The organism is Rhodococcus sp. NPDC058521 (assembly GCF_042719695.1).
Taxonomy (GTDB): Bacteria; Actinomycetota; Actinomycetes; order Mycobacteriales; family Mycobacteriaceae; genus Rhodococcus_F.
Genome location: NZ_JBHXNL010000003.1, coordinates 296,483 through 316,266 on the forward strand (window position 1 = coordinate 296,483; position 19,784 = coordinate 316,266).

Annotated in this window: 18 protein-coding genes; 10 read left to right on the forward strand and 8 right to left on the reverse strand. The window is 63.9% G+C overall.

Going from position 1 to position 19,784, the window contains the following annotated elements:
- Positions 1-449: 449 nt before the first annotated feature.
- Both ACFWO3_RS07775 and ACFWO3_RS07780 read right to left on the reverse strand, forming a co-directional pair.
- On the reverse strand, positions 450-1,367 hold the full coding sequence (locus ACFWO3_RS07775; RefSeq protein WP_378575728.1) for a 3-oxoacyl-ACP reductase: 918 nt from the start codon (positions 1,365-1,367) through the stop codon (positions 450-452).
- An 82-nt stretch (positions 1,368-1,449) separates the two neighbouring features.
- The gene (locus ACFWO3_RS07780) at positions 1,450-1,641 is read right to left on the reverse strand and encodes a ferredoxin (RefSeq protein ID WP_378575731.1); all 192 of its coding nucleotides are present in this window, start codon (positions 1,639-1,641) and stop codon (positions 1,450-1,452) included.
- A gap of 145 nt (positions 1,642-1,786) precedes the next feature.
- Between ACFWO3_RS07780 and ACFWO3_RS07785 the strand changes: the two genes are divergently transcribed.
- The 3 genes from ACFWO3_RS07785 to ACFWO3_RS07795 are packed head-to-tail and all read left to right on the forward strand — an operon-like array spanning position 1,787 to position 5,747.
- Positions 1,787-2,965 (forward strand): acyl-CoA dehydrogenase family protein, encoded by a 1,179-nt coding sequence (locus tag ACFWO3_RS07785; RefSeq protein WP_378575734.1) that lies wholly within the window; start codon positions 1,787-1,789, stop codon positions 2,963-2,965.
- A 7-nt stretch (positions 2,966-2,972) separates the two neighbouring features.
- Positions 2,973-4,094, forward strand: a complete 1,122-nt coding sequence (locus ACFWO3_RS07790; RefSeq protein WP_378575737.1) for an acyl-CoA dehydrogenase family protein — start codon at positions 2,973-2,975, stop codon at positions 4,092-4,094.
- 9 nt (positions 4,095-4,103) lie between these two features.
- Positions 4,104-5,747: a long-chain-fatty-acid--CoA ligase gene (locus tag ACFWO3_RS07795; RefSeq protein ID WP_378575740.1), complete on the forward strand. Its 1,644-nt coding sequence runs from the start codon at positions 4,104-4,106 to the stop codon at positions 5,745-5,747.
- Here the strand turns inward: ACFWO3_RS07795 and ACFWO3_RS07800 are convergent.
- Genes ACFWO3_RS07800 through ACFWO3_RS07810 form a run of 3 tightly spaced genes read right to left on the reverse strand, consistent with a single transcriptional unit; the run spans position 5,710 to position 9,712 of the window.
- Positions 5,710-6,909: a cytochrome P450 gene (locus tag ACFWO3_RS07800; protein WP_378575743.1), complete on the reverse strand. Its 1,200-nt coding sequence runs from the start codon at positions 6,907-6,909 to the stop codon at positions 5,710-5,712. The genes ACFWO3_RS07795 and ACFWO3_RS07800 overlap by 38 nt on opposite strands.
- 17 nt (positions 6,910-6,926) lie before the next feature.
- Positions 6,927-8,042 (reverse strand): NAD(P)H-dependent flavin oxidoreductase, encoded by a 1,116-nt coding sequence (locus tag ACFWO3_RS07805; RefSeq protein ID WP_378575919.1) that lies wholly within the window; start codon positions 8,040-8,042, stop codon positions 6,927-6,929.
- Positions 8,042-9,712 (reverse strand): acyl-CoA synthetase, encoded by a 1,671-nt coding sequence (locus ACFWO3_RS07810; RefSeq protein ID WP_378575746.1) that lies wholly within the window; start codon positions 9,710-9,712, stop codon positions 8,042-8,044. The genes ACFWO3_RS07805 and ACFWO3_RS07810 overlap by 1 nt, the downstream gene beginning before the upstream one ends.
- A gap of 168 nt (positions 9,713-9,880) precedes the next feature.
- Between ACFWO3_RS07810 and ACFWO3_RS07815 the strand changes: the two genes are divergently transcribed.
- Entirely contained in the window at positions 9,881-10,615 is a 735-nt protein-coding gene (locus ACFWO3_RS07815; RefSeq protein ID WP_378575749.1) for a crotonase/enoyl-CoA hydratase family protein, read from the forward strand.
- Between the two features lie 117 nt (positions 10,616-10,732).
- Here the strand turns inward: ACFWO3_RS07815 and ACFWO3_RS07820 are convergent, their stop codons facing one another.
- Together ACFWO3_RS07820 and ACFWO3_RS07825 are read right to left on the reverse strand one after the other, a co-directional pair.
- A complete protein-coding gene (locus ACFWO3_RS07820; RefSeq protein ID WP_378575752.1) occupies positions 10,733-11,104 on the reverse strand; it encodes a hypothetical protein in 372 nt (123 codons plus the stop codon).
- A gap of 320 nt (positions 11,105-11,424) precedes the next feature.
- The gene (locus ACFWO3_RS07825) at positions 11,425-12,459 is read right to left on the reverse strand and encodes an LLM class F420-dependent oxidoreductase (protein WP_378575755.1); all 1,035 of its coding nucleotides are present in this window, start codon (positions 12,457-12,459) and stop codon (positions 11,425-11,427) included.
- Between the two features lie 74 nt (positions 12,460-12,533).
- Between ACFWO3_RS07825 and ACFWO3_RS07830 the strand changes: the two genes are divergently transcribed.
- The 5 genes from ACFWO3_RS07830 to ACFWO3_RS07850 are packed head-to-tail and all read left to right on the forward strand — an operon-like array spanning position 12,534 to position 17,081.
- Entirely contained in the window at positions 12,534-13,517 is a 984-nt protein-coding gene (locus tag ACFWO3_RS07830; RefSeq protein WP_378575758.1) for a Zn-ribbon domain-containing OB-fold protein, read from the forward strand.
- Positions 13,518-13,524: 7 nt separating this feature from the next.
- Entirely contained in the window at positions 13,525-14,589 is a 1,065-nt protein-coding gene (locus tag ACFWO3_RS07835) for a thiolase domain-containing protein (protein ID WP_378575761.1), read from the forward strand.
- Complete coding sequence (locus ACFWO3_RS07840) at positions 14,589-15,773, forward strand: thiolase domain-containing protein (protein WP_378575764.1); 1,185 nt, start codon at positions 14,589-14,591, stop codon at positions 15,771-15,773. Before ACFWO3_RS07835 ends, ACFWO3_RS07840 begins: the two co-directional genes overlap by 1 nt.
- Positions 15,774-15,782: 9 nt before the next feature.
- Positions 15,783-16,652 (forward strand): TIGR03619 family F420-dependent LLM class oxidoreductase, encoded by an 870-nt coding sequence (locus ACFWO3_RS07845; RefSeq protein ID WP_378575767.1) that lies wholly within the window; start codon positions 15,783-15,785, stop codon positions 16,650-16,652.
- A 15-nt stretch (positions 16,653-16,667) separates the two neighbouring features.
- The gene (locus ACFWO3_RS07850; RefSeq protein ID WP_378575770.1) at positions 16,668-17,081 is read left to right on the forward strand and encodes a nuclear transport factor 2 family protein; all 414 of its coding nucleotides are present in this window, start codon (positions 16,668-16,670) and stop codon (positions 17,079-17,081) included.
- A gap of 108 nt (positions 17,082-17,189) precedes the next feature.
- Here the strand turns inward: ACFWO3_RS07850 and ACFWO3_RS07855 are convergent, their stop codons facing one another.
- Positions 17,190-18,440 carry a cytochrome P450 gene (locus tag ACFWO3_RS07855; protein ID WP_378575773.1) on the reverse strand — a complete coding sequence of 417 codons (1,251 nt, stop codon included), beginning with the start codon at positions 18,438-18,440 and terminating at the stop codon, positions 17,190-17,192.
- 175 nt (positions 18,441-18,615) lie between these two features.
- Here ACFWO3_RS07855 and ACFWO3_RS07860 point away from each other — a divergent pair, with 175 nt between their 5' ends.
- Positions 18,616-19,779: a steroid 3-ketoacyl-CoA thiolase gene (locus ACFWO3_RS07860; RefSeq protein ID WP_378575776.1), complete on the forward strand. Its 1,164-nt coding sequence runs from the start codon at positions 18,616-18,618 to the stop codon at positions 19,777-19,779.
- Positions 19,780-19,784: the final 5 nt, after the last annotated feature.

The window sequence follows — 19,784 nt, forward strand, 5'->3', positions numbered from 1 at the left end:
CCCCGTACGTTCAATCGATCCAGGTGCTGACAGTGTGCTCACCCTCGACGAAAAGTCCCGCTCGTGGCGCGATATCTCACCGACATTCGATACCCATAACCCCTGCAACAAGAGTATTTCGGCGACCAACTTCGTAACGGTTCACGAATAGCCCCGAGCTCGTCCGAGGATCGCCCGAACTTTTCCCGCCGCTCCCCCTTCGACGCTCTCCCCGAGCGCCTTGCCGCTCCCCTCACAGCGTTCGAAACTAGAACAGGATCTACCTGAATCCAGCCCCTCCATATCGCACGGTTGGGCCTCACGAGAAGGTCCGACCGCAGCGAGGACCCTGTATTTGTACCAAGTAACAACGACCGAATCGCCTCGATCGGCGGGGAAATCGTAGCGCGTCACACTTCACGACCAGACTGTGACATACGCCAACCGAGACAGTTGGGCGCTTACGTCGATCAGCCCAGCGACTTCAGCGCTGCCGACGCCGAGAACATCCTGGCGGGATCGCGGTCGTCGAAGTACTCGCCCAACTCGGAAGCCAGCGCCTTTGCCGACCACTGCCCATCTGCGGAATCGAAACGCTGTTCCACGGCCGGCGCGGCCATCAGCGCGACCATCGGTCCGTACACCACGAAGACCTGTCCGTTGACCGTCTCCGCAGCGGGCGAGGAAAGGTACGCGACGAGGGCTGCGACATGATCCGGCGAAAGCGGGTCGATCCCCTCCGCCGGCGCCTCCCCGAAGACGTTCTCGGTCATGGACGTGCGAGCCCTCGGGCAGATCGCATTCGCCCGCACCCCATACCGAGAGAGTCCGCGCGCAGCGGACAGGGTCAGCGAGGTGATACCCGCCTTGGCCGCTCCGTAGTTGGCCTGGCCCTCGGGTCCGAGCAGTCCCGCCTCGGACGACGTGTTGACGATCCGGGCGTACACGGGTGCGCCGGATTCCTTCGACTTGGCACGCCAGTACGACGCCGCATTGCGGCACAGGAGAAAGTGTCCGCGCAGATGCACCTTCAGAACGAGATCCCAGTCTTCGTCCGACATGTTGAACAACATTCGGTCGCGAGTGATCCCGGCATTGTTGACGACGATGTCGAGACTGCCGAACTTCTTCTGCGCCGTGTCGAGGAGGGCGTCGGCCGTTGCCCGCTCACCGATGTCACCTGCCACGAACTCCGCACCGGCGCCGAGACCACGCAACTCTTCGAGCGTTTCCTCGACCGCATCGTTCGCGGACAGATCGTTGACGACCACAGCGGCGCCCGCTCGCGCCAATTCGAGCGCCTCGAACTTACCCAGTCCGGACCCGGCGCCCGTCACGACGGCGACTTTGCCTTCGAGGCCTACGTCGCGATTGTTCACTGCATTCATGGAAGCGTTCTCCTGCCTTCTCTTCAGACGTCGCAACAGTAGAACGTGTTACAGAATTGAGCAATGGTCGCGGCGCGGTTCGTCACGGGTGCTCCGACAGCGCAGCCCTCGGGCACTGCGAGATCGCAGAGCGCACGTCGGCTTCGCGGTCGACAGGAACCACGGCGGAGCTGATATGCAACACCTCGTCGTCGTCGAGGTCGAAGATGTCGGGTGCAATCCCCACGCACACTCCGTTCGCCTCGCACATATCGAGATCAACCCTGACCTCCATCGACATACCTCACTTCTCGTTGAATTCAAGAGGGGCGGACAGGGCGGGATCGGGCTGTGATCCACACCATTCCTGCCACAACACTAGAACCTGTTCCAGTCGTGTGCAATGATTCGGGCACCGACCGACCGAAGAGGTGCTCTCGATGCACATCACCTACACGCCGGAACAACAGAAGTTGCGTGAGGAACTGCAGGAATACTTCGCTCAGTTGCTCACTCCCGAACGGCGCGAGGCACTTTCCGCCACCACCGGCGAGTACGGCTCCGGCACCGTGTATCGCGATGTCGTCGCCCAGATGGGCCAGGACGGCTGGCTCACACTCGGGTGGCCCAAGGAGTACGGCGGGCAAGAACGCTCGGCCATGGAACAGTTGATCTTCACCGACGAGGCCTCCATCGCGGGAGCACCGGTGCCGTTCCTGACGATCAATTCCGTCGCGCCGACGATCATGCACTTCGGGACGCCGGAGCAGAAGGCCTTCTTCCTTCCGAAGATCTCCGCGGGCGAACTCCATTTCTCGATCGGCTACTCCGAACCCGAGGCCGGCACCGACCTGGCGTCCCTCCGCACCACGGCCGTCAAGGACGGCGCCGAATACGTGATCAACGGCCAGAAGATGTGGACCAGCCTCATCGCCTACGCCGACTACGTGTGGCTGGCCTGTCGCACCGACCCCGACGCGAAGAAGCACAAGGGCATCAGCATGCTGATCGTGCCCACCACCGCCGAGGGCTTCTCGTACACACCGGTGCACACGATGGCCGGGCCAGACACGAGCGCCACCTACTACCAGGACGTGCGCGTTCCCACGTCCGCCCTCGTCGGCCCCGAGCACGGTGGATGGGCACTCGTCACGAACCAGCTCAACCACGAGCGCGTCGCACTGACGTCGGCGGGTCCGATCCTGACGGCCCAGCGTGAGGTTCGCGAATGGGCGCAGAACACGAAGCTGCCGGACGGTCGCCGAGTGATCGATCAGGAGTGGGTGCAGGTCAACCTGGCCCGCGTTCACGCCAAGGCCGAATACCTGAAGTTGATGAACTGGGAGATCGCCAACTCGGAACAGACGCCGGGTCCCGAGGCCGCATCCGCCAACAAAGTGTTCGGAACCGAATTCGCCACCGAGGCATACCGCCTGCTGATGGAGATCCTCGGCCCTTCGGCGACTCTGCGTCAGGGTTCGCACGGAGCGCTCCTTCGAGGCCGGGTCGAGCGCATGCATCGGTCCGCGCTCATCTTGACCTTCGGCGGCGGCACCAACGAGGTGCAGCGCGACATCATCGGCATGACCGCTCTCGGCCTGCCACCGGCGAGGAGATGACACGACCATGGATTTCACACTCACCGAGGCCCAGCAAGACCTGGCCGGGCTGACCCGCGGCATCGTCGGAGACCTCGTCACCAACGAGCGGCTACGCGAACTCGAAGCCGAAGACGACCTGTTCGATGCTCGCCTGTGGGCCACCCTCGCATCCTCGGACGTATTGAGCGCAGCCCTACCCGAATCCGTTGACGGAGACGGTTTCGGCGTGCTGGAGCAGTGTGCCGTTCTCATCGAACTGGGGCGTGCCCTCGCACCGGTTCCCTACCTGTCGTCGATCGTGATGGCGACCGGGGCCGTAGCGGAGTTCGGTGATGCAAAACAGGTTTCCGAGTGGGGAGTTCCTGCGGCGCGCGGCGAACGGATCTCGACCGTGGCTCTGGCCGAGGAGGTGAACGAGAATCCGGGCGCGCCCGTAACGGTGGCGCGGCGAGAGGCAGACGCCTGGGTACTGACCGGCACCAAGATCCTCGTGGATGCGGCACCGATCGCCGATCTCTTCCTGGTCCCCGCGACCTCTCCCGATGGCGTGACAGTCTTCCTGGTCCACCGCGACGACAACGGCGTGGGCATCACCCGCCAGGACCCCGTCGATCACGCGAGCACCGGCGAAGTGTCGTTCCAGGAAGTGCGCCTGACCGACGATCGCGTTCTGGGAGAAGCCGATCGAGGTTCCGAGATCGTGAAGTGGATCGTCGAACGAGGAACGCTGGGTTCCTGCGCCTTCCAATACGGAGTACTCGACCGCGCCCTCGAACTCACCGCCGAGTACGCACGCGAGCGAGTTCAGTTCGGAAGGCCGATCGGCTCGTTCCAAGCCGTGGCGCAACGATTGGCCGATGCCTACATCGACGTCAAGGGTGTCCGTCTGACGCTGTGGCAAGCGGCGTGGCAGACCAGTGAGAACTTCCCCGCAGAGGGCAGCGTCCACACTGCCAAGTTCTGGGCCTCGGAAGCCGGTCACCGCGTGGCGCACACGGTGATCCACGTGCACGGCGGCGTCGGACTGGACGAGGACCACCCGGTCCACCGATACTTTCTCGCCGCCAAGGCACACGAATTCGGACTCGGTTCCGCCACGCATCAACTACGCGCGCTCGGTGAAGTCCTCGCGTCCGTGCCCGCCTGAGGCCACCGAATGACTCGGACCGTCACCGAACTCCTGCTGACCCTCGAGCACACCGAGGACCGAGGCCTTCGCTTCGAGGATCAGGCGATCTCGTGGGCACGGCACGTGTCGGACAGCAAGATCCGTTCAGTCGCCCTGGACTCGCTCCTCGACCCCGCCGAACCGCGCCACTTCGGGGTCCTCATGGACAACGTCCCCGAGTTCTCTCTCCTGGCCGGCGCGGCGGCACTGTCGGGATCGGTGGTGGTCGGTCTCAACACGACGCGTCGCGGCGAGGCCCTTGCCGACGACATTCGCGTTGCCGACTGCCAAATCGTGTTCACCGAGGGTCGGTCTGCCGCACTCCTCGAGGGCCTCGATCTCGAGGTTCCGGTCATCGACGTCGGATCCGATCGGTGGAAGAACCTTCTCGAACAGCATGATTCGACGCCAGTGACCATCGCGGAGACCACACCCGACGACCTGTTCATGCTGATCTTCACCTCCGGCACGAGCGGAAAGCCCAAGGCCGTACGGTGCACCCACGAGAAGATCGTCGGGCCCGGAATGATGCTGGCCGAACGGTTCGACCTGTCGACGTCCGACGTCGTCTACCTGGCGATGCCGATGTTCCACTCCAACGCGATGATGGCTGGGTGGTCGGTAGCTCTCGCAGCCGGCACTTCCGTCGCACTCCGACGTACGTTCTCCGCATCCGGGTTTCTCTCCGACGTCCGCAAATTCGAGGTCACCTACGCGAACTACGTCGGCAAACCGCTCGCCTACGTGCTGGCGACGCCGGAGCGTCCCGACGACGCCGACAACACGTTGCGTCTCATGTACGGAAACGAAGGGTCTGCGAGAGTCGTCGCCGAGTTCGCGCGCCGCTTCGATGCCACCGTCGTCGAAGCCTTCGGTTCGACAGAGGGTGGCATCGCGATTTCGTCCACGCCCGGGAAGCCACCGGGGGCGCTGGGCCTGCTACCCGAATCGGTCCGGATACTGGATCCGGAGACCGGTGCGGTCTGCCCGCCTGCCGTGTTCGATGCCGACGGTCGCATCACCAACGCCGACGAGGCTACGGGCGAACTGGTGAACGTGACGGGTTCCGGGTCGTTCGCCGGCTATTACGGCAACCCGGATGCGGATTCGGAGCGAATGCGAGATGGCAAGTACTGGAGTGGAGATCTCGGCTTCTGCGATTCCGACGGCTTCGTCTACTTCGCCGGTCGTAGTGCGGGATGGCTTCGCGTCGACGGCGAGAACCTGGGAACCGCGCCCATCGAACATGTCCTGACGCGGTATCCGGCGTTCTCGCAGGTGTCCGTCTACGGTGTGCCAGACACCGACGTCGGCGACCGCGTGATGGCTGCCGTGGTGCTGTCACCCGAACATGCCCGCGCAGGTTTCGATGCGGCCGACTTCTCCCGGTTTCTTCGTGATCAACCCGATCTCGGACCGAAGCAGCACCCGACTTTTGTGCGGGTGAGCGTGGAACTCCCCCGAACCGCGACATTCAAGATCGTCACGCGCACCTTGAGTGCCGAGCGATGGAACTGTGCCGACCCGGTGTGGGTACGTGAACGCGGTGATGCCGAATTCCGGCTTCTCCAAAAGCCTGCAGTCGCGATGTCGGTCAGAGAACTGCCGGCAGTGTTTCCCAGCCGCGAGTGAAGGACGACCGAATCCGCTCGCCCCGATCCACGTCCACTCCGACGGTGGGGAATCTCGCGTACAACTCCTCGACGGCAACCCGCGCCTGAAGTTTCGCCAGATGGGAACCGATGCAGAAGTGCGGTCCGCTGGAAAATCCGAGATGACGCGGAATGTGCCGGGTGATGTCGAGTTCCTCTGCCGTTTCGCCGAACTCGGCCTCGTCGCGATTGGCCGATCCGTACAGCATCATCACCTTGTCCCCCTCCTGGATGGTGGCGTCGCCGATCGATACGTCCCTGGTGACAGTACGGGCCAGACCCTGCACGGATCCCTCGAGTCGCAATACTTCCATCAGCGCGGTCGGGATCAACTCTCGATCCCGGACGAGCATCTCGCGTTGTGCGTGATCGCGGTCGAGCGTCATCACGGTGTGCGTGATCAGATTTCCGGTCGTGTCGTTTCCGCCCGCGACCATCACGAAACAGAATCCGAGGATCTCCCAGTCGGTGAGGAGTTCACCTTCCGACTCGACCTGGACCAGCGTGCCGACCAGATCGTCGGTGGGATCGGCCCGCCGCTTGGCGACGAGATCGGAGAAGTACCCGAACATCTCCGCCACCGCGTCCGGAGCGGACATTCGGGCAACATCGAATCCGTTGTTCTGCAGGGCGGTCAATGCTTCGACCCACGGGTCGAAACGCCAGCGCTCCGACTCCGGAACCCCGAGAAGTTCGGCGAGCGTGAAGGTGGGCACGGGCGACGAGAAGTCCTGGTGCAGATCGACGACCTCACCGTCTCGCTGCATGGCGGCGATCATGTCGAGACGGAGCTTCACGTAGCCGCGAATCTTGTCCTCGAGGGCGGCGATCCGACGCGGCGTGAAACCCTTGCCGATGAGTCCCCGCAATTGGCCGTGACGGGGCGGGTCGAGCATCACGATGGTCGGTGCGAGTCCCAGTTTGCCGATCTCGTCGGGAACGAAGGTCAGTCCCTGCGCCGAGGAGTAGGTCTCCGTGTCGCGCACCGCGTTCCAGACGTCGTCGAATCGTGAAAGTGACCAGAACGGAGGGACCTCACCACCGGTGTACCGATGCACCGGATCGAAGGCTCGCAGCTCCCGATATGCCGGATACGGGTCCGCCAGAAACGCGGGATCGAACGGGTCGTATCCGTACATCATCACTCCTGAATCTCGTACTACGACAACGTGTTCAACCGATTCACCGAGGTTTCGTAACCGTTCACGAGATCTGCCATCAAGTCGGCAACCGGCCGAATCTCGTTCATCCGGCCGACGATCTGGCCGACCGGCATCGCGACGACCTCGGGGTCGTCGGAGGCGACGATACGCTGATGTGCGTCACTGACGAGGAGGTTCTGCAGTGGCATCGGCAACGGATCCGGTGCGTCCGGCTTCTCCCAGGCATCGGTCCACTTCGTCTTGAGAAGACGCGCCGGTTTGCCGGAGAAGATTCGGGTACGGACGGTGTCCGAAGATGTCGCGGAGAGCAGTGCCTTCTGGATCGCCGACGGGCCTTCTCCCGCCGCACTGCCGAGCTTGTACTCTGCAGCCGTCAACCAGTACGAGCCCATCCATACTCCCGACGCTCCGAGAGCAAGGGCGGCAGCGATCTGCCGGCCGCTGCCCACACCACCCGCCGCGAGCACGCCGGCCGAGTCACCCACGGCGTCGACTATCTCGGGAACCAGGACCATCGAGGCGATCTCACCGGTATGGCCGCCCGCCTCGTACCCCTGAGCGATGACCACGTCCACGCCGTTGGCGACGTGCCGCTTCGCGTGTTCGACCGCTCCGGCGAGAGCAGCGACCGGAACACCCTTCGCGTGGGCCTGGTCGATCACGTCCTTGGGTGGCGAGCCCAGCGCGTTCGCGATCAAAGCGATGCGGTGATCGAGTGCGACCTCGACGTGAGCGCGAGCGACGGAATGAAGCCAGCCGAGCACGCCGGTCGCGTGCTCGATACCCGTATCGAGCGGCGGCACTCCGAGTTCGGAGAGCGTGCGATCCACGAACGCGCGGTGCTCGGCAGGAATGAGAGATTCGAGGTCCACCGGAGTGCCCTCGGTCGGCACCTCCGCCGGCATCACGATGTCCACGCCGTACGGCTTGCCGTCGGTGTTCTCGTCCATCCACGTCAGAGCGGCTTCTAGCTCATCCGGATCGTTGAAGCGGACGCAACCGAGTACGCCGAGGCCGCCTGCACGACTGACAGCCGCGGCAACATGCTCGGAGGGAGTGAACGCGAAGATCGGATGTTCGATACCGAACTTGTCACTCAGGTCCGTCCGCATCATGCACCTTTGCCCTCAGCTGCCTCCGATTGAGTGGAACCGTTCTGATCGTCCGCGGCGCGGCTCTCGGTGAGCTCCTGCGCCCACCGGTAGTCCGGCTTTCCAGCCGGGGACCTCTTGATCTGGTCGACATACCACACACTGCGCGGCAACTTGTAGCTCGCGATCTCCTTGCGTCCCGCCTCCGCGAGGTCCTTCACGCTCGGGCGAGCAGACCCGCGCCCCTGAATCACGGCAGCGACGCGCTGACCGAAACGCTCGTCCGGAACGCCGACAACGAGCACGTCGAACACGTCGGGATGCGACTTGAGAGCCCCCTCGACCTCTTCGGGGTAGATCTTCTCGCCGCCGCTGTTGATGGAGACCGAGCCGCGCCCGAGCATGGTGACGGTGCCGTCGGCCTCGACGGTCGCATAGTCACCCGGAATCGAGTAGCGGATGCCGCCGATGACTCTGAACGTCTCGGCAGTCTTTACCTCGTCCTTGTAGTAGCCGATGGGAATGTTGCCCCTGCGGGCGAGCATGCCGACCTTCCCGGAACCGGGCTCGACCTGATTGCCCTCCTCGTCCAGGACCACGGTGGACCCGTCGATCTTCACCCGCGGCCCGCCCGTATGCTCGAAGCCCTTGGTCACCGTGCTAAGGCCACCGAAGCCGGTCTCGGACGAACCGATCGAATCCGTGATCATCCTGTTGGGCAGAAGCTCGAGGAACTGCTCCTTCAATGCGGGAGAGAACAGAGCAGCACTGCTGGCCATCACGTACAGCGACGAAAGATCGTATGGCTCACCGGTCTTCGGGTTCCCCTCGACGAGGGCGTCCAACATCGGGCGCGCCATGGCGTCACCGGTGATGAAGATGAGGTTGACCTTGTGGTGGTCGATGACCTGCCACACTTCGTGTCCGTCGAACTCGGGGTGCATCACGAGGGTGCCACCACCGAACAGGCTGTGGAACACGGCCGACTGCGCGCCACCGTGAATCATCGGCGGAATCGGGAACCGAACCATCGCCGGGTTGGCGGCGCCGAGCTTGGCCAGATCCCACTCGTCCTCGACGAGTTCACCGGTGACGAAGTTGGTACCGCCTCCGAGAACACGCCACCAGTCCTCGTGACGCCACATGACACCCTTCGGCTTACCCGTCGTGCCACCGGTGTAGAGCATGAAGAGATCGTCCGCGCTGCGCTCGCCGAAGTTTCGCTCCGGTGAGCCCTTGGCAAGCGCGCTCTCGTACTCGATGCCGTCGAAGGCGGAGTAGTCCATGTCGGTGCCGTCCTCGACGACCACGACGGTGTGAACCTGCGGTGTGTTGGGCACGACCGCCGCAACCTTGTCCGAGTACCGGCGCTCGATGACGAGAGCTGCCATGTCCGAATTCTCGAAGATGTACTGCAACTCGTTCTCGACGTACCGATAGTTGACGTTCACCATCACCGCGCGCGCCTTGAACACGGCAACCATCGCCTCGATCGCCTCGATCGTGTTACGGCAGTAGATACCCACCTTGTCACCGGGGTTCACACCACGATCCCGCAGGTAGTTGGCAAGTCGATTGGCTCGCTCCTCCAACTGCGCGTAGGTCGTTTCACGACTCGAGTCCCGGATCGCGATGCGGTCCGGGTTGAGGTCGATGGAGTGCTCGACGAAGTCTGCGATATTTAGGGCCACGTCAACAAAATAGAACGTGTTACCGTTCCTGGCAAGACCCAATTCGAGACCCAGCTCACACACCCGACGGGAGTCACAGTGTCCTCCATCGCCGCCGATAATTCGGACATATCGGAAGAATCTTCGCACTGCCTCGTCGAGAAGCGAGGGCACATTCTCATCGTGACGATGAACCGTCCTGAAGCTCGGAACGCGCTGTCCGCCGAAATGATGGCGATCATGCGCGACGCTTGGGACCGTGCCGATGCGGATCCCGACATCCGCGTCGCGATCCTCACGGGCGCCGGCGGTGCATTCTGTGCCGGCGCGGATCTGAAGGCGATGACGTCACAGCACCCCGGAGACTCCTTCTCGGGTGGCGGCTGGGACCTGTCGAAGATCGAGGCGTTGCTGAAGGGTCGACGTCTCACCAAGCCGCTCATCGCCGCGGTCGAAGGGCCCGCGATCGCGGGCGGCACCGAGATCCTGCAGGGCACGGACATCCGGGTCGCCGGCGAGAGTGCGAAGTTCGGGGTGTCCGAGGCCAAATGGGGCCTCTTCCCGCTCGGCGGGTCGGCAGTGCGTCTCGTTCGACAGATTCCGTACACGGTCGCCGCCGACATTCTCCTGACCGGCCGGCACGTGAAGGCACCCGAAGCGAAGGAGATCGGGCTCATCGGCCACGTCGTCCCGGACGGCCAGGCCATGGACAAGGCACTCGAGCTCGCCGCACTCATCTCCGCGAACGGCCCGCTCGCGGTGCAGGCCATCCTCGAGACCATCCGCAGCACCGAGGGAATGCACGAGGAGGAGGCCTTCCAGGTCGACGCCAGGCTCGGAACCGAGGTTTTCAAGAGCGCGGACGCCAAGGAAGGCCCCCGCGCCTTCGCGGAAAGGCGCGCCCCGCACTTCGAGGGCCGCTGACTCCTCCCCTATCCTCCGCCGACGAACAATCCTCGTTTCATCGGCTGATGATGGCACCCCACAGACGCGCGCGACCACGGGCAAAGTCGCCATTGTGGACAACTCGGCCCCGTGTGGTCAGCGAGGAGCGAGAAGGCCGAAGATGTCCAGAGCAGAAGACCCCGAGGAACCTGACGATCCACCCGGCTCGGGCGGCGGCGTGGCGCAGCCCGGCACCTCGACGGATTGCCAGGTCGCGTGCCGATCGGCACCGTTCGGTCCGAGGATCATCCGGTACTCGACGTTGTACGACTCGTCCGGCTGCTTTTCCGGGTAGCCGAGGTCGGCGAGGTTCTCGGTCTTACTGCTGGTTACCGGCGGCAGATCGTTGCGGTACGGCGTGAGACCGGGCTGGAACGGCGCGGTCCCCGGCGCGAGCTGCGAGTTGACGGTCCGCCGACCAGTTGGTCCGGATCCATAGTCCGGCCCGGTCAGTTCTTCGCCATCCACCCGGAAGTCGATCGTGTAGAACGTCGAATTCGTTCTGTTGACGATCTCGAAAGTGACCTCGCACGGGGTCGAAGAGACTGCGGATATGTCGGTGCCCGGAGATGCTCCGAGGCGGTGCCCGCCGGCACGACAACTCCGAGCGCAATGATCGGCAGAACGGCAACTGCACTTCGCTGACAACGTTTGCTCATCCGAGACCTCCCACGACGGAACCCGACGCTGACAACTGAAGCACGACCGTGGCGGCAATGTGGTCAGAACCCATGGAGCATTCGTCCGATCTGAGCGGACGACCGACCCGTTCGCCCCGACGGGAGGGGTCAGAGAAAGGCCTCCGCAAGTTGACGTACGTGGTCGGCGTCCCGGCACGAAAGAAGGAGCATCGTGACGCCTGCGGCTTCCCACCGGTCGACGCCGGCTCGTACTTCGTCGATGTCGCCGATGATCATCGTGTCGGTCACCATGTCATCCGGTACGGCTTCCGCGGCCTCGTCCTTGCGGCCCGCGCGGAACAACTCACCGATCTCGGCGACCGCGTCGCCGTATCCCATTCGGGTGTAGACCTGCGCGTGGAAGTTGAGTTCGGGCGCACCCATGCCACCGACGTACAGCGCCGTCGTCGGTTTCAACGATGCGACGGTCGCGGCACGGTCGTCGGTGATGATGACCTGACAGGTCGCGGCGATCTCGAAGTCCTCGCGCGTCCGACGAGCACCGGTCCGTGCGAATCCTTCGTCCAGCCACTCGTTGTACATGGGCGCGAGACGCGGCGAGTAGTAGATTGCGAGCCACCCGTCGGCGATCTCGGCGGTGAGGGCCACGTTCTTCGGCCCCTCCGCGCCCAGCCAGATCGGCAGGTCCGCCCGCAGCGGATGGGTGATCGGCTTGAGGGGCTTCCCCAGCCCGACGCTCCCCGGCCCGGAGTACGGCAGTGGATAGTGGGGTCCGCGGTTGGTGACAGGTGCTTCCCGAGCCAGGACCCTCCGCACCACCGACACATACTCGCGAGTGCGCGCCAACGGTTTCGCGAAGGGCTCCCCGTACCAACCCTCGACGACCTGCGGACCGGATACGCCGAGCCCGAGAATGGCGCGTCCACCACTCACGTGATCGAGGGTCAGCGCGTGCATCGCACAACCGGTGGGAGTGCGGGCGGATAGCTGCGCGACGGAAGTACCCAGGCGCATGCGCTCGGTACGCGACCCCCACCAGGCGAGCGGGGTGAACGCGTCCGACCCCCACGACTCGGCGGCGAATACGGCGTCGAATCCGACTTCCTCTGCCGCGGCGAGCAACTCCGGAACGTTGGCGGGTGGTCCGGCACCCCAGTACCCCAATTGCAATCCGAGCTTCATCCCGCACCTCCGACCCTTCCGACGAGCAACGGTGACCCTTGCCACATCCACTAGAACCTGTTCTACTCGAAGTTGTGAGCCTGGGAAAGAGCGCGGTGGCGGATCAACCACTCAGCGCACCGCTGAGTCTGCAATTCGACTACACCCGATCGGTGGGTCCGACCATCGGCGCGTTCCTCACCGCCATCCGAGACGGCAGACTGATCGGCGCACGTGGGTCCGACGGACGGGTGTACGCGCCGCCGCCGGAATACGACCCGAACACCGCGGAGCCGCTGACCGAGTTCGTAGACGTTTCCGACACAGGGACGGTCGAGAGCTGGACATGGATGCCCGAACCCATTGCCGGGCAACCACTCGCGCACCCCTTTGCGTGGGCGTTGATCAAGCTCGACGGCGCCGACACCTCTCTGCTGCACGCCGTGGACGTCGGAACGCCGGACTCGATACGCACCGGGATGCGGGTGCGTGCGCACTGGTCCGATCAGCGGTTCGGTCGCATCCAGGACATCGAGTACTTCGAGCCCGGCGAGTCCGACGCCCGGCCCTCGGTCAGCTCCGACGGCGATGGTGCCGAAGCCGTCACGATGCTCACCACACCGGTCGCGCTCGACTATATGCACTCCGCGTCGGCAGAAGAGAGCTACTTTCTGCGCGGACTGGCGGAAGGGCGTCTCATCGGTGGGCGCACCGGCCCCGGCGACAAGGTCTACATTCCCCCGCGTGGCGCTAACCCCACCAGCGGTATCCCCACCCGAGACCAGGTGGAGTTGCCGGACAAGGGAATCGTGACCACGTTCTGCATCGTGAACGTGCCGTTCCTCGGCCAGAAGATCAAACCCCCTTACGTCGCCGCATACGTGCTCCTCGACGGCGCCGACATCCCCTTTCTGCACCTCATCCTCGAATGCGATGCAGCGGACGTACGAATGGGCATGCGCGTGGAAGCCAAATGGCGTCGACGCGAGGAGTGGGGTCACACGCTTCAGAACATCGAGTACTTCCGCCCGACAGGCGAACCCGATGCGGAGTACGACACCTTCGAACACCATCTGTGAGGCGGCAATGACAGAAGTAGCAGTCGTCGGGTTCGCGCAGGCGCCCCACGTCCGCGAGACCGGCGGCACCACCAACGGCGTCGAGATGCTCGTCCCGTGTTTCCACCAGCTGTACGAAGAATTGGGAATCAGCAAGTCCGACATCGACTTCTGGTGTTCCGGATCGTCGGACTACCTCGCAGGCAGAGCATTCTCGTTCATCTCCGCAGTGGACGCGATCGGCGCCGTACCGCCGATCAACGAATCACACGTCGAGATGGACGCGGCGTGGGCCCTTTACGAGGCCTGGGTGAAGGTCATGACCGGAGAGGTCGACACGGCCCTCGTCTACGGATTCGGGAAGTCGTCCGCGGGAAACCTTCGCAAGATCCTGTCGATGCAACTGGATCCGTACCTCGTCGCGCCCCTCGGTCTGGACTCCGTGTCCATCGCCGGCTTGCAGGCCCGCATGGGATTGGACTCCGGAAAGTGGACCGCGAAGGACATGGCGGAAGTCGCGGCGCGCAGCCGAATTTCCGCGCAATCGCGTCCTGACGCACAGATCGCCGGAAACCCGAGCATCGACGATCTCCTCGCCTCGCCGTACGTCGCGGATCCGCTCCGCGCTCACGATTGTGCACCCGTCACCGACGGTGCGGCCGCGATCGTCCTCGCGTCGGCCGACCGGGCCCGCCAGCTGCGCGAACGACCTGCATGGATCACCGGAATCGACCATCGGATCGACTCCCCCAACTTCGGCGCCCGTGACCTCACCCTGTCACCGTCGACGACGACGGCGGCGAGGAAGGCGACCGGCGGCGACGCCGGCAACATCGACGTCGCGGAGCTGCACGCGCCGTTCACCCACCAGGAGCTGATTCTGCGCGAGGCCATCGGGATCCCGGGTGACACGAAGATCAACCCTTCCGGTGGACCGCTCACCGGAAATCCGATGTTCGCTGCCGGGCTGGAAAGGATAGGGCACGCCGCCCGCGCGATTTTCGACGGCACCGCGAATCGCGCGCTCGCTCACGCGACGAGTGGTGCAGTCCTGCAACAGAATTTGGTGGCCGTCATGGAGGGACGCGACTGATGGTGGCTTCTGGAAGACAACATGCTGCAGTACTCGGAACCGGTCAGACGCACTACGTCGCGAAACGTCACGACGTGTCGATGTCCGGCCTGGTTCGAGAAGCCATCGACCGGGCGATGGCGGACGCCGGCGTCGGATGGGACGACATCGACGCCGTGGTGATCGGCAAGGCCCCGGACCTGTTCGAGGGCGCCATGATGCCGGAACTCGCGATGGCGGACGCTCTCGGCGCGAACGGAAAGCCATTGCTTCGCGTGCACACCGCGGGCTCTGTGGGTGGGTCCACCGCTGTCGTCGCGTCGAGCCTGGTGAAGTCGGGTGTGCACGAGCGGGTTCTCACGGTCTCGTGGGAGAAGCAGTCCGAGTCGAATGCGATGTGGGCGCTGTCCATACCCATCCCGTTCAACATGCCCGTGGGCGCCGGAGCCGGTGGCTACTTCGCGCCGCACGTTCGTTCGTACATCCGTCGTTCCGGCGCACCGAGCCATATCGGCTCGATCGTTGCCGTGAAGGATCGGCTGAACGGAAGCAAGAATCCGTACGCCCACCTCAAGCAGCCGAACATCACGCTCGAATCGGTGCAGTCCTCACAGATGCTCTGGGACCCAATCAGATTCGACGAGACGTGCCCCTCGTCCGACGGCGCGTGCGCACTCGTCATCGGAAACGAAGAGGCCGCGGCACAAGTCGAAGCGTCGGGCCGGTCGGTCGCCTGGATTCACGCCACCGCGATGCGCACCGAACCCACGACCTTCTCGGGTCGAGATCAGGTCAATCCTCGCGCCGGTCGTGATGCGGCAGCCGCACTGTGGGCAGACGCCGGGATCACGAACCCACTCGAAGAGATCGATGCCGCGGAAATCTACGTGCCCTTCTCCTGGTTCGAACCCATGTGGCTCGAGAACTTGGGTTTCGCCGCCGAAGGCGAGGGCTGGAAGCTCACCGAGGCGGGCGAGACCGCGATCGACGGCAAGCTTCCGGTCAACGCATCGGGCGGCGTTCTGTCGTCCAACCCCATCGGGGCCTCCGGGATGATCCGATTCGCGGAGTCCGCAATGCAGGTGATGGACCGCGCAGGCGACCACCAGGTTCCGAATGCTCGCAAGGCGTTGGGTCACGCCTACGGCGGTGGCTCCCAATACTTCTCCATGTGGGTGGTCGGCGCCGACCGCCCCACGACGTAAGGACACACGATGAAGTACACCGTCGGCATCGCGATGAACCCGCTCGAAGAACTGCCCGCACTCGCACAGACTGCCGAGGAATGCGGGTTCCACTCGATTGCCCTCCCCGATTCCCTCTTCTTCATGGAGAAGCAGGCAGCCGACTACCCGTACACACCGGACGGGTCACGCATGTGGGACGAGAACACCCCCTGGGTCGACCCCCTGATCGCAGTGGCTGCCATGGGGGCAGTGACCTCGAAGATCGAGTTCTACACTCAGGTGTTGAAGCTGGGCTCGCGCAATCCGGTGCTGCTGGCACGACAGGTCGGCTCGGTCGCCAACCTGACCGGAAATCGTTTCGGTCTCGGTCTCGGCATCGGTTGGGCACCTGAAGAATTCGAATGGTGTGGGACGCCATACAAGCGCCGAGGAAAGCGCGTCGACGAAATGATAGACATCATCAAACTGATCCTGGGCGGCGGCATGGTCGAGTATCACGGTGAGTTCTTCGACTTCGAACGTCTCCAGATGAGCCCGGCTCCATCGAAGCCTGTCCCCTTCTATGTCGGCGGGCACACAGACGTCGCACTGCGCCGCGCAGCACGAGTCGGCGACGGGTGGACGTCGGCAATGATCAAGTACGACGACCTGGTCCAGGTGATTGCCCGACTACGCGAACTCCGCACGGAACAGGGTAAGGAGAACGATCCCTTCGAGATCCAGACCGTATGCATCGATCGATTCGGGAAGGACGGCCACGCTGATCTCGAAGCGGCCGGCGTTACCGACATCATCACGGTGCCCTGGGTTTTCGATGGAATCGGCTTCGACGGACCGCTCGAGGCCAAGCAGGATTCACTCCGCAAGTTTGCCGCCGAACACATTCAGAAGAACTGACGAGGAGCTACGACGATGACGGAAACACTGCACCCCTCGGTGAAAGCGGGGCGGGCGTCGAGGTTGGCCGCGTCGGGCAAGCGCAAGGACGAATGGTTGGCGCTGTTCGCCGAAGACGCCGTCGTCGAGGATCCGGTCGGCCCTTCGGGTTTCGACCCCGAAGGCAAGGGGCATCGAGGACTGGAGGCGATCAGCCGCTTCTATGACATGACCATCGCCACCACGGAGTCACTCGAGTTCCTGATCGAGGATTCTCTGGTCTGCGGTGACGAGAACGTAAACATCGGCACGATTCGCAGCACCGTCAGCGGTTCGATCATCGACGCCGAGGGTGTCTTCGTCTACAAGGTGAACGAGGACGGCAAGATCGCGTCACTGCGCGCGTTCTGGGAGGTCGATCGTGCCATGAAGACACTGCGCCCTGCGTGACCTGCCCTGCGTGACCTGCCCCGCCTTACCCAGCGGCTCGAGCACGAGGAAGAGGCGGTAGCAGGTTCACCCTGCTACCGCCCCTTCCTCGTTACCCGTCCGGGCCGGTCAGTGCTTGACCGGACAGCCTCCGGTCTTGTAGTCCACCTGGAACTCCTTGATGCCGTTGAGCCAGCCGGAGCGGAGACGGCGCGGATCGCCGAGCCTGGTGATGTCCGGGAGGTGATCGGCGATCGCGTTGAAGATCAGGTCGATCTCGAGTCGTGCCAGGTTGGCGCCGATGCAGAAGTGCGCACCGGTGCCGCCGAAGCCGACGTGCTGGTTGTCCTCGCGTGTGATGTCGAACTTCTGCGGCTCGTCGAACGCATCCTCGTCGAAGTTGGCCGAACCGTACAGCATGACGACTCGCTGGCCCTTCTTGATCTGCTTACCACCGAGTTCGGTGTCCTCGAGGGCGGTGCGCTGGAACGAGGTGACCGGCGTAGCCCACCGCACGATCTCGTCCGCGGTGGTCTTGGGGCGATCCCTCTTGAAGGCCTCCCACTGATCCGGGTTGTCGAGGAACGCGACCATGCCGTGAGTGATGGCGTTGCGGGTGGTCTCGTTGCCGGCGACGGCGAGCAGGATGACGAAGAAGCCGAACTCTTCGGGCAACAGCTCGTCGCCATCGATATCGGCTTCGATCAGCTTGGTGACGATGTCGTCTGCCGGACATTTCTTACGCTCGTCCGCCATGTTGTACGCGTAGCCGAGAATCTCCATCGACGCCGTGACCGGGTCGATGTCGAGTTCGGGATCGTCGTAGCCCGTCATCTGGTTGGACCAGTCGAAGACTTTGCCGCGGTCCTCCTGCGGGACACCCAGAAGCTCCGCGATGGCTTGGAGCGGAAGCTCGCACGCGACTTGGGTGACGAAGTCGCCGGAACCCGACTCCGCGGCCGCCTTGACGATCTTCTCGGCGCGCTCCGTCAGTTCCTCGCGCAGGCTGTTGATCGCGCGAGGGGTGAAACCGCGAGAAATGAGCTTCCGGAGCTTGGTGTGCTCCGGCGCGTCCTTGAACAACAGAATCGACCGCTGCATCTCGATGTTCTCGCGCGGAATGTCGTCCGCGAAACGAGGGATCGCGGTGTTCTCGTGAGTGGAGAAGACGTCGCTGCGACGCGACACCTCCTTCACGTCCTCGAGCTTGCTGACGACCCAAAATCCGTCGTCATGGAATCCACCGACTTCGGGCGACTGCGGGCACCACCAGATCGGAGCTGTCTTCCGCAGTTCAGCGAACTCCTCGAGAGGGAACCGCTGCTCGTAGATGTCGGGGTCGGTGGGATCGAAACCCTCTAGAAGGTTGGGCTGCGCCACTGCTGTCTCCTGCCCTAAGCCATACATCACTCAGTGATGTGGAACACGTTCTACTTACATTGAAGCACAAGCCGCGGCACCGGCAAAGGAAAGCTTCTCTCGCCTCGCTTTACAGAAGCCTTGCCATGCTTAGGAACGTGTTCTACTTTTTGAAGTAACAGGAAAGGAGCCCGCCGTGGGCACACCAGTAATTGTCGAGGCCGTCCGCACGCCCATCGGAAAGCGTGGCGGCTGGCTGTCCGGACTGCATGCCGCAGAGATCCTCGGCAGCGTGCAGAGCGGAATCCTCTCCCGGACCGGGGTCGACCCAGAGCTGGTCGAACAGGTCATCGGCGGCTGCGTCACGCAGGCCGGCGCTCAGTCGAACAACATCACCCGCACCGCATGGCTCCACGCCGGACTGCCGTGGCAGACGGGCGCAACCACCATCGACTGCCAATGCGGATCGGCGCAGCAAGCCAATCACCTGATCGCCGGACTGATCGCCACCGACACGATCGACGTCGGTATCGCCTGTGGAATCGAAGCCATGAGCCAGGTCCCGCTCGGCGCCAACGTGGTCGAGAGTGCCGGCCCGCGCCGCCCCCTCGACTGGGACATCGACCTCCCCAACCAGTTCGAGGCGGCCGAGCGCATCGCCAAGCGCCGCGGTATCAGCCGTGCCGACGTCGAAGCGCTCGGCGTCCGCTCCCAGGCACGCGCCAAGCAGGCATGGGAGGAAGGCAGGTTCGACCGCGAGGTTCTCACCCTTACCGCACCGGAGGTCGACAAGGAGGGAAACCGCACCGGCGAGACCCTCACCGTCACTCGGGACCAAGGCCTGCGGGACACCACGGCCGAATCGCTCGCCAAACTGAAGCCCGTGATCGACGGCGGAATTCACACGGCGGGAACGTCTTCTCAGATATCGGACGGCGCGGCAGCCGTCATGCTGATGGACGAGGAGAAGGCGCTCGCACTGGGTCTGAGGCCACGCGCACGGATCGTCTCGCAGGCGCTCGTCGGCGCCGAACCCGAGTTCCACCTCGACGGCCCGGTCCAGGCGACTTCGCGAGTACTCGAACGCAGTGGCATGAAGATCGGTGACCTCGATCTGTTCGAGGTGAACGAGGCCTTCGCTTCGGTCATGCTCTCGTGGGCCTCCGTTCACGAGCCGGACATGGACAGGGTCAACGTCAACGGCGGCGCACTCGCGATCGGACACCCGGTGGGCAGCACCGGATCTCGACTGATAACCACCGCTCTGCACGAACTCGAGCGCACCGACAAGTCGACGGCTCTCATCACCATGTGCGCCGGCGGCGCACTCGCGACAGGCACCATCATCGAACGGATCTGACGACG

Bases quoted from the DNA above. Each gene is read 5' to 3' on its own strand.
- ACFWO3_RS07775 (WP_378575728.1), bottom strand. From the start codon at position 1,367: ATGAATGCAGTGAACAATCGCGACGTAGGCCTCGAAGGCAAAGTCGCC.
- ACFWO3_RS07780 (WP_378575731.1), bottom strand. From the start codon at position 1,641: ATGGAGGTCAGGGTTGATCTCGATATGTGCGAGGCGAACGGAGTGTGC.
- ACFWO3_RS07785 (WP_378575734.1), top strand. From the start codon at position 1,787: ATGCACATCACCTACACGCCGGAACAACAGAAGTTGCGTGAGGAACTG.
- ACFWO3_RS07790 (WP_378575737.1), top strand. From the start codon at position 2,973: ATGGATTTCACACTCACCGAGGCCCAGCAAGACCTGGCCGGGCTGACC.
- ACFWO3_RS07795 (WP_378575740.1), top strand. From the start codon at position 4,104: ATGACTCGGACCGTCACCGAACTCCTGCTGACCCTCGAGCACACCGAG.
- ACFWO3_RS07800 (WP_378575743.1), bottom strand. From the start codon at position 6,909: ATGATGTACGGATACGACCCGTTCGATCCCGCGTTTCTGGCGGACCCG.
- ACFWO3_RS07805 (WP_378575919.1), bottom strand. From the start codon at position 8,042: ATGCGGACGGACCTGAGTGACAAGTTCGGTATCGAACATCCGATCTTC.
- ACFWO3_RS07815 (WP_378575749.1), top strand. From the start codon at position 9,881: ATGAACCGTCCTGAAGCTCGGAACGCGCTGTCCGCCGAAATGATGGCG.
- ACFWO3_RS07825 (WP_378575755.1), bottom strand. From the start codon at position 12,459: ATGAAGCTCGGATTGCAATTGGGGTACTGGGGTGCCGGACCACCCGCC.
- ACFWO3_RS07835 (WP_378575761.1), top strand. From the start codon at position 13,525: ATGACAGAAGTAGCAGTCGTCGGGTTCGCGCAGGCGCCCCACGTCCGC.
- ACFWO3_RS07840 (WP_378575764.1), top strand. From the start codon at position 14,589: ATGGTGGCTTCTGGAAGACAACATGCTGCAGTACTCGGAACCGGTCAG.
- ACFWO3_RS07845 (WP_378575767.1), top strand. From the start codon at position 15,783: ATGAAGTACACCGTCGGCATCGCGATGAACCCGCTCGAAGAACTGCCC.
- ACFWO3_RS07850 (WP_378575770.1), top strand. From the start codon at position 16,668: ATGACGGAAACACTGCACCCCTCGGTGAAAGCGGGGCGGGCGTCGAGG.